The organism is Hydrocoleum sp. CS-953 (genome assembly GCF_002260545.1).
Classification (GTDB): domain Bacteria; phylum Cyanobacteriota; class Cyanobacteriia; order Cyanobacteriales; family Microcoleaceae; genus Trichodesmium.
Window position 1 is genome coordinate 1 of the sequence record NZ_LGSU01001274.1, and the last position, 9,073, is coordinate 9,073.

Consider the following 9,073-nt stretch of genomic DNA (forward strand, 5'->3'; position numbering starts at 1 on the left):
ATTATTCATTATCCATTATCCATTATCCATTAATTACTCTTGTACTCGTACATCAATCACACTAGCATTAAAATTATAATCCCTACCCTCCAACTCAATTGTCATGCCAATTTTTACCTTAATATTTCCTAAAACAGGACCATCATCAGTAACTCTTCCTTTACCTTCCAATGTTAATAAAACATTCCGACTAAATATTTCTTTATCTCTAGGATCGGGTAAAGCTTTTACCGTTCCATCCGGCTGAGGAACTGCTACTTTTCTAGTTAAAAATTCTACAGATTTTAGGTCAACTTCTCCATAAGGTTGATTCCGAATAATCAATTGAGTTTTTTCCCCTTCCTTTAATAATTTTTCAGGGTAGCGACCTTTTAAACCTAGAACAATAGCATCAACTTCAACTGGTTTAGTCACAATATTGCCCACTTGAGCAACAGAATTTTTATTAGTACCAGGAAATATAAATATTCCCAATAATACCATGAAAATTATTAAGACAGCGCCAACGTCTAAGATACTAATTTTACCAAATAATCGTCCTTGAGAATCCAGAATTTTCATAACTGTATAACTTAATTTTTACAAAAGTAAACTACTCAAAATTAAATTGCCCGATTATAAATTGAACTTTTGATATCCCTCCAGAATATCCCATATAGTATATAGTTAGTGAGCTGGGCACAACGTCAAGATTGCCAACTTTTTTATATTTACCACATAAACCATTCATTTTAGACAATGTGGAGAAATTTATATTAGTATGATGAGCATTTTTGTATGACTAAAAAGTGTAGTAAATCAAATTAATCAGGACTTACGCATGAGGTATGAAAAATGAGGATTTGAGATTCCTTATATCAAATCCAGTAGCATCGGTATAATTAGATAGTTAATCTAGGAGTCAGGAGGGAAGAGAATTTAGAAATATTTACTAATAGCTGAAGATGAATATTTTTTTATACCGAATTAAGTGGATTTGATATTACCTGTCAGTCGCAATGACGAAAATACCTTGTACTACCTAAGTCCTATAGCAATCCTAAATAGGTTGTGACAATTTTTATAATAGTTAATTTGAGCTGAAAATATGAGTAAATTCTAACTCCTGACTCCTTTAGGGAGGATTCAAGAATCGCCCCTACCACCAAAATATTACAACTGTGCAGAGGATTGCTATATTAATGATATTTCTCCCCAAAAATATCCTTTGAGAGAAATTACCGAAAAAATAAGGTTTAAAGCCTCTCCTTTCAAGGAGAAAAAAGAAAAAATTCCTTTTAAGCAATCCTATTCNATTGTTAATTATTCAACATGACTTACGAGAAAAATTAATTTAAAGGCTGAAGATAAGGAAGTTTTTTATTAACTAAACTCCCTTATCTTCCATAAAAAATAAACTTTTTGCTTTGCGGAAAAGCTATCGATAACTTTTGTAGTTAACCACAAGATTGGCAAAACATTATTCGCTAATTTATGACATCTTGATAAATCCAAAATCTAGTACCTCTGAATAAAAAAGCCCATGTTGAAAAAATTATCCTTGATTTCTAAATCTTCCTATCGTCGAATATCATATCCGTTAATATCTTTAATGGTTGCTGCTAGTTTATGTGCAGGTACAGCATCTCCCACTCAAGCTTTGCCCTGGAGACAATTAATTTTCCAGGGTATTCAGATGATGTCAATTTCTAATCTGTCTGATCGTCAAGAAGTTGAACTAGGTAAACAAATTAATCAACAGTTATTTAAAAGCGGAGATGTTAAACTTTATCGCGATCGCGCAGCCAACGAATATATTACTAGAATTGGGCAAAGATTAGTTGCAGCAAGTCCCCGCTCGGATATTCCTTATACTTTTCAGGTAGTAGAGGATGATAGTATAAATGCTTTTGCAACTATGGGAGGGTTTGTTTATATTCATACTGGTTTAATGAAAGCTGCTGATAATGAAGCAGAATTAGCTAGTGTTGTTTCCCACGAAATTGCTCATATTACCGAACGCCATGCGGTTAAACAATTACGTCGAACATTATTAGCACAGGGTTTAGCTACTGCAGCAGGTGTAGATCAGAATGTTGCAGTTCAACTGGGGGTAGAATTAGCATTACGTCGCCCCAAAAGTCGCCAGGCAGAATTTGAAGCAGATCGAGTTGGTATTGAAACTTTGGGAAGAGCGGGATATGCTCAATATGGTGCAATTACATTTATGGAAAAATTGTTGAGAAAGAGTTCTCCTCCATCTTTTCTTAGCACTCACCCAGCAACATCGGCGCGAATTTCTCAGATGAAACAAATGGTCAATCCTGAATTTGCCTATAATGGTGATGGGTTAGACGAGAGACGTTATCAGGTAATTGTAAGTAGATTAGTTCCATAGTAGACCGACACAGCTAAAGTGGTGCGTTAGATTGAATTCAAAAGTCATGCATTCAAAAGTCAGAATTTTCAAGTTAAAATCTATTGCATAGTTTTAGCTGTGTCAGTCTACTAGCGTGTCAAGCTTAAAATTGTGTATTATATTTTCAAGTAAAAGCTTTGAAAAATCCGCATCCTACCATTTTTATAAAGTAACATTTAAGGCTTGACACGGCACTACTACTGGATAGTTTCATCTTAAATGGTGCGTTAGATTGAAGTCAAAAGTCAAAAGTCAGAATTTTCAAGTTAAAATCTATTTAAAATATATTGCACAGTTTTAGCTGAAACAGTCCACTAGTAAACTGCTGTATCTTTCTACTCCCTACTCCCTACTCCCTACTCCCTTCTGTCTCAAAAATTTCTTCTCAATAAGTTCTCCAGCTTTAATAGATTTTCGCAACCAATCTAATTCCAAATCTAATTTTTCTGTCTCAGTTAATTCCCAATTATTATGCTCTTTTCTGAGACGGTTCATCACATCATATAAACATAGAGCAGCACTAACGGAAATATTAAAACTTTCACTAAATCCCACCATCGGAATTTTTACCGATACATCTGCATTGTTTTGAGCATATTCTGATAAGCCATTAATTTCTGAACCAAACATTAATGCTACTTTTGTATTGACAGATAATTGTTCAATAGTTATCTGCTCTTTATAAAGAGTTGTTGCTGCTATTATATAACCCTCACTTTTTAATTTCTTTAAACATTCCTCTGTATTATTTATGCTTGGTTGATTATAACGATATAATGTTAACCAACGATCTGAACCAATAGTTACACCCTGAGTAATTGTAAAAATATTTTTATTCTCTACAATATGCACATCTTGTACACCAAAACTGTCACAACTTCTGAGGACAGCACTAGCATTATGAGGTTGATAAATATCTTCTAAAATAACAGTAATATAGCGAGTTCTTTGCTGCAAAACTGATAAAATTTTTTCCCGACGTGCTATGGTAACAAATTGACTTAAGTAAGTAATTAATTGTTGTTTTTCTTCTCGTTGCATTCAGCTCTAGGAATCATAAATGATTTGTAAAAAATCCTAAAATTTGATATAAGATATAATATCATGTCCGGTAGCATCGGTCTTGTAAGGTAAGGAAGAAGGCTTTAATTATCTAGGAGAGAAGGCTTAAAAGCACAAAAAAACTTAAATTTTCCATAGATATTGACAGTTAGGTTGACACAAACGATACCAGCGGACATGATAGAAAATATAAAATTATTGAAAAATTAAGGTATAAAGCTTCTCTATTCATGGATAAAAAAGAAATTTTTTTTTAGTCAATCCTCTTTTTTCTAAGAAGAGGTAATTATTAATTATTAATTATTAATTATTAATTGTTGAATTATTCCCTAATTCCAAGAGATTTTTTTTTCAATTTAAATAGGACTGCTATAGAGAGCCACTGCTACGATGGCTGATAATTTTTTAGTTTAAGATTTTCTTGGTTATTTTTTCTCAGAGAGAAACCCTGTTGCATTTTTTGTCTTAATGTTCGTCTAGCTTTATAAGGTTTGACAAGTTCATCTAAGTGCATTTTCCGAGTTTGATAATCCTTAACATTAACTTGATAAATAATATTATTGTCAACATCTAATCCTGTTAGCCACCCACTGCGAGGATGATATGCACTGGTATCAATATCTAGCCAACCAGCTCCACAAACTAATTCTCCAGGCTCAACTTCATCGAAAGTAAAAGTTATAGTATGACCTATAATAATTAACTTATCAGAAAAATAGGGTTTATCTACAGAATGAAATTCATGGCGAATCCAACAACATTCATGGTATGCTTGCTTTTGAATCGGTAGTTTGGGATTTATCCCTGCATGAACTAACCAAATATCTCCTAAGTCTAGATATAGAGGTAGCGATCGCATCCACTCTAAATCATCATAAGGCATAATTCCCGTATCTCGATAACTTTCCACAGTTTCGACACCACCACTGTAATACCAACTTTGCCATGCCTCATGGTTTACTTCTGTATCAGAAAGAGCTTGAATCATCATGTATTCGTGGTTTCCCAAGATACACTGATAGGGGCTATTTTTAACAAATGTTACTACTTGAGAACTTTTCGGACCTCTATCAATTAAGTCTCCTAAAAAGTATACCATATCATCTCTGCCTGGGGCGATCGCCTCTAACAAAGCCATTAAGCCATCATAATGCCCATGTATGTCGCCAATGATAATACGTCTGGTGTTCATTGTTACTGCTGATAAGTTTTTACTACCACACTTTAACTTTGCGCTAAAGCAACAAATCTTAAACTTTGCTACAATTTAATCAAAATTTAATTAATTTTTTTTTATTCAAGCACCCTATAAAACTTAACTTATATATTTTACCATATAATTTTTAAGGTTAATACTAATTAATTTTAAAAAGATGTCACAAATCGTTTCAAACTTTAAATATTAAATCACTGCCTAAAATGTCTGTATTGTTAAAGTTTTTACTCTATCAAAATCTAACTTCTAATATCATGTCCATTGATATCGGAGTGTGTAAAAGCTGGGGAAATATATCTCATATTTAAGGTTTTCCTTCTCTTAAAGCTTTTTCATTCTTCATTCTTCCTTACCTTTGCGATACAATAACGATGTTACCGGAGATGATATAATTTCTAACCTCTGACTTCCGTGAAACGGTATAACCGACCTTAATTTTCAGGATTATCAAGAATTTAACTAATTCTATAGAAATTTTACCCTGAATAAATTTAGGTCGGTAATTTTCAAACTTAAAATACCTTCAATATATTCAGTATTAACTTTTAGTTACTTAAAGCACGCAGGAATTTTTGAATTTCGGTTAATAATCCTTTCCGTTTTGGTGGAGTAGCTATTGTTTCAGAGGATGAAGAGACTGAAGCAGAGTCATCTGTTTTCGCTGTACCAGTAGCTTCAGCTAAAATCATATCTAGTTGCTCTCCCAATGGTTTCTCCGGTTGTTCAGCAATTAATTTATACTGGCCATTTTCTTCCAACCAAACTTGCCAAGGAGAAGGATAACAACGATATAACGCCCCCTCACCAAAAGACCTAATATAATAGCAAGATTCAATAGTTTTAATAAATCTTTCCCGGAGTTGACGTGCTGCATAACCAATTCCCACAATAGAAACATCCTCTAATCTAGGGATTAACATCACAACTGGGCGATCGCCAGCCAGATTAGACAATTTTTCAGCTTGGGCCACTTCTACAGCAGAAGGAGCAATTAATAAAAAACATTGGTCTTCGGGTTCAACTCTACTGTCAACTGGAGACCTACTTGTGCCAATATCTTCTATTTTAAAAGAGACATCTTGCCAATCCCGTCTAGCTAAAGCTGCTGCTCCAGTGTCGGGAAAAAAGACTTTAAGTTGAGTACCTGTTTCCAGTAAAACAGGAATAAATTGTTTTGCCAAAGATTGAGCTTGAAGTTCAATCTCTGGAACAATTATCTCAATTTGAAGTCTAGTATAACCATCACCGAGAGCTGCTTTAGTAGCTTCCATTGCTTGGGCGATCGCCTCATTTATGTCATTGGGTAGTTTAGTCATCTATGTTAATATTTACTAAAATTATGCTGTCATTGAGAGAAGATTGTAATATCTTCGTTATTTTCCACAACAATAATAAGTATAAAGTTTAACTGGGAGAAAATATGACAACTAAACATCCATTTGGAGAAAGTTCTCAGAAACTAGAAGCATCTCTGGAAAGAAGTCAAATTCAACAAAATTCTCCTTCTAATAACTCCACTCTACCTGTAACTACTCTTGCATTAGGAGAAGAGGGAGGTGCTACAACTGAAGCTTTTGATAATTTAGAAAGTGGTGGCAACTTCATAGCAACTACTCTAGCAATAGGCGAAGAAGGTGGTTTTAGTGAAGCCATACCTACGACTGTAGCAACAGAAGAAGAAGGTGGTAATTCACCTGTACCAACAACTGCAACCTTGGGAGCAGAAGCTGGAATTACTCCAATACCTTTACCACCAGGAGTAGTAACTACTCTAGCAGTAGGAGAAGAAGGGGGGGACTTTCCTGAAGCTACCACTCTAGCAGTAGGAGAAGAAGGGGGGGACTTTCCTGAAGCTACCACTCTAGCAGTTGGAGAAGCTGGCGACATGGGTTTTCAACCTACAACCCGAGCAGTAGGAGAAGATGGTGCTACAACTGAGGCATTGGGAGAAGAAGGAGGTTTTGCTACTCTTACTGATGATGGAATTCTGACTCAACCAGGAACAGAAGAAGGAATAGTAACAACTCTAGCAATAGGAGAAGAAGGTGGCGCAACTACTCTAGCAATAGGAGAAGAAGGGGGTATTGCAACTTTTTTTGATGATGAAATTCTGACTCAACCAGGATCGGAAGCAGGAGTAGTTACTACTCAAGCATTAGGAGAAGAGGGTGGAAATTTTAATGAGGAAATTTATCGGCAATCTTATCCTAGCATTAATGTTGCTATCAATAGAGGAGAATTAAATTCTGGTTTAGAACATTACGTTCAGTTTGGACAATTTGAAATTCAACGTATAGGATTTTTTACAGGTACTAATGGTAATGATATTATTACTGCTTTTGGCAACAATACCAGAATTGTTGGTGTGAATACTCTGGGATATAATCCAGTAAATGATGAAATAATTCCTAATAGTTTTGGTGTGGGAGAAGTTGATATATTAGTTGGTAGTTCTAGAGCAGAGATAATAGACCAATTTATACTAGGTTCTTCTCAAGGATTACCTTTTTATCTTGGCTTTGGAAATTTAGATTTTGCTTTAATTAAAAACTTTGATGTTGCTTTTGACCAAATTCAGTTACCAGGAAGTTTGGATGATTATAGTGTTGAAATTATTAATAACTCGGTTAATATATCTACCCAATCGGGAGATTTAATTGGGATTATAGAAGATGTGCCATCTCTAGATAATTTAAGGATTAATTTTATCTAGTTGATTCAATGGAATTAATTAGATATCTCCAGAAAATAAACTTGCTCTTTCTTTAAGATAGGCTATACTTGTAAAAGTCGCTTACAAAATCATTTTTCATTCCTTGGTGTCAAATTAAATTACCTGTTGCCTGTTATACCAGTTTGATAAATGTTTACTACAAATAGCTAGGGTACTTTTTAGGAGTCAGGAGCCAGGAGTCACATGGGAATGGCTTCAATAGGGTTTTTTAGTCATAAATCATATTTTTTGTCCAAGAGACATCTCCTGTAAAGTATTTTTATCCCTCTTACTATTCTTCAAGAATTAAGAATTTAGAATGAAGAATTTAGAATTACCTCTCCTTGAAAAGAAGAGGATTAACAAACAGGAAAATTTTTATTTATTATCCCCTATCCAAGGGGAGGCTTTAAACCACAATATTTCGGTAACATTCTTTTTTCAAAATGGTATTATACTCTTACCAATGGATAATTGATAATTAATCAATTCGGTTTAAATCCTTCTATTTCAAGATAATAAAAGTGCTAGGAGATTTCCTTGTATTCAATCAAGTACGGTTTTCCTGGAAGTAATTATCCATTATCAATTAATCAACAAAAGTCTATATATTTTTCTGAGATTTATATTAGATATAGACGTGAAAAAAAATCTAATTTTTTTAGAATTAGGCAAAAGATAAGAGATTTTCAGCATAACCACGAAAAAATATTTTTAGGATAACTCACAACTGTTGCATGAAAGTTAAAAGTTCTACCAGTTTAATAAATGTTTACGGCTTTGTTGCATAAAATTAGGGATAGAACATCCATTCCGCTTTGGTTCACATATCAAATGCGTTTGATATGCGGCTGCTATATCGATCTCTTTCGCAATTATTGATGTTCTATTCATCTATTGTCCAATAGTTAGGGTTTGCCGACCAAATCTCAAAACCTTTACAGGTAAAAGTTTCAGCCTTTTTCTGTCTTATATTGATGTTTGATTCATCTATTGTCCAATAGTTGTAGCAGTTTCCGCGCCTTATGAAGTACATATGATATGCACTTGCTTGTGCAGCAACTATATACTTTCATGCAACAAAGCCAATGTTTACTATAAATCTCTGTTACCAANTGTCTTATATTGATGTTTGATTCATCTATTGTCCAATAGTTGTAGCAGTTTCCGCGCCTTATGAAGTACATATGATATGCACTTGCTTGTGCAGCAACTATATACTTTCATGCAACAAAGCCAATGTTTACTATAAATCTCTGTTACCAATGGATAATTGATAATTGCAAAGGTTCCGCAAAACTTTCCTACGGAAAAAAACAGAGTTGTGCGACAGCAAAACAAAAATATAGCAATCCTCCGCATATTCGTGGCAAAAATATTACTGCTTTTTAGGCAACAGCGGTGCGACCCCGCGTCGGCGACAGACGCAAGGGAACGCGCACCAAGAGAGGCACTATTGCTACAAGCAACAGGTGGGAGTTTCAACTTTTTTATTTACTTTTTAATTACCCGCAACATAAGCGCGGATTGCTATAATTATCCATTATCCATTATCCATTATCCATTATCCATTAATGAACTATTCCCTTATTATATGAAAATTTTAATTCTGGGTAGTAATGAAGATATTCATGCTGCTCACCTCAAACAATCTCTCACAGAAAAAGGAATAACAGTTGAATAT

At 34.2% G+C, this 9,073-nt stretch carries 6 protein-coding genes; 2 read left to right on the forward strand and 4 right to left on the reverse strand.

Translation table 11 applies throughout. The features are described 5' to 3' along the window. Window positions 1-33: 33 nt before the first annotated feature. On the reverse strand, window positions 34-561 hold the full coding sequence (locus tag AFK68_RS22470) for a DUF4330 domain-containing protein (RefSeq protein ID WP_094674265.1): 528 nt from the start codon (window positions 559-561) through the stop codon (window positions 34-36). Window positions 562-1,522: 961 nt separating this feature from the next. Between AFK68_RS22470 and AFK68_RS22475 the strand changes: the two genes are divergently transcribed. Beyond that, on the forward strand, window positions 1,523-2,377 hold the full coding sequence (locus AFK68_RS22475) for a M48 family metallopeptidase (RefSeq protein WP_094675241.1): 855 nt from the start codon (window positions 1,523-1,525) through the stop codon (window positions 2,375-2,377). Window positions 2,378-2,740: 363 nt separating this feature from the next. Here the strand turns inward: AFK68_RS22475 and AFK68_RS22480 are convergent, their stop codons facing one another. From AFK68_RS22480 to AFK68_RS22490, 3 genes are all read right to left on the reverse strand, one after another. Continuing rightward, window positions 2,741-3,439 carry an RNA methyltransferase gene (locus AFK68_RS22480; protein WP_094675243.1) on the reverse strand — a complete coding sequence of 233 codons (699 nt, stop codon included), beginning with the start codon at window positions 3,437-3,439 and terminating at the stop codon, window positions 2,741-2,743. 406 nt (window positions 3,440-3,845) lie between these two features. Continuing rightward, entirely contained in the window at window positions 3,846-4,652 is an 807-nt protein-coding gene (locus AFK68_RS22485; RefSeq protein WP_094675245.1) for a metallophosphoesterase family protein, read from the reverse strand. Between the two features lie 569 nt (window positions 4,653-5,221). Next, window positions 5,222-5,992: a DUF1995 family protein gene (locus AFK68_RS22490; protein WP_094675247.1), complete on the reverse strand. Its 771-nt coding sequence runs from the start codon at window positions 5,990-5,992 to the stop codon at window positions 5,222-5,224. Between the two features lie 104 nt (window positions 5,993-6,096). Between AFK68_RS22490 and AFK68_RS22495 the strand changes: the two genes are divergently transcribed. Continuing rightward, a complete protein-coding gene (locus AFK68_RS22495; RefSeq protein WP_094675249.1) occupies window positions 6,097-7,389 on the forward strand; it encodes a hypothetical protein in 1,293 nt (430 codons plus the stop codon). Window positions 7,390-9,073 lie beyond the last annotated feature (1,684 nt).

What these genes read in the sequence shown, in the direction of transcription:
- AFK68_RS22470 (WP_094674265.1), bottom strand. Translation starts at nt 561, where the DNA reads ATGAAAATTCTGGATTCTCAAGGACGATTATTTGGTAAAATTAGTATC.
- AFK68_RS22475 (WP_094675241.1), top strand. Translation starts at nt 1,523, where the DNA reads ATGTTGAAAAAATTATCCTTGATTTCTAAATCTTCCTATCGTCGAATA.
- AFK68_RS22480 (WP_094675243.1), bottom strand. Translation starts at nt 3,439, where the DNA reads ATGCAACGAGAAGAAAAACAACAATTAATTACTTACTTAAGTCAATTT.
- AFK68_RS22485 (WP_094675245.1), bottom strand. Translation starts at nt 4,652, where the DNA reads ATGAACACCAGACGTATTATCATTGGCGACATACATGGGCATTATGAT.
- AFK68_RS22490 (WP_094675247.1), bottom strand. Translation starts at nt 5,992, where the DNA reads ATGACTAAACTACCCAATGACATAAATGAGGCGATCGCCCAAGCAATG.
- AFK68_RS22495 (WP_094675249.1), top strand. Translation starts at nt 6,097, where the DNA reads ATGACAACTAAACATCCATTTGGAGAAAGTTCTCAGAAACTAGAAGCA.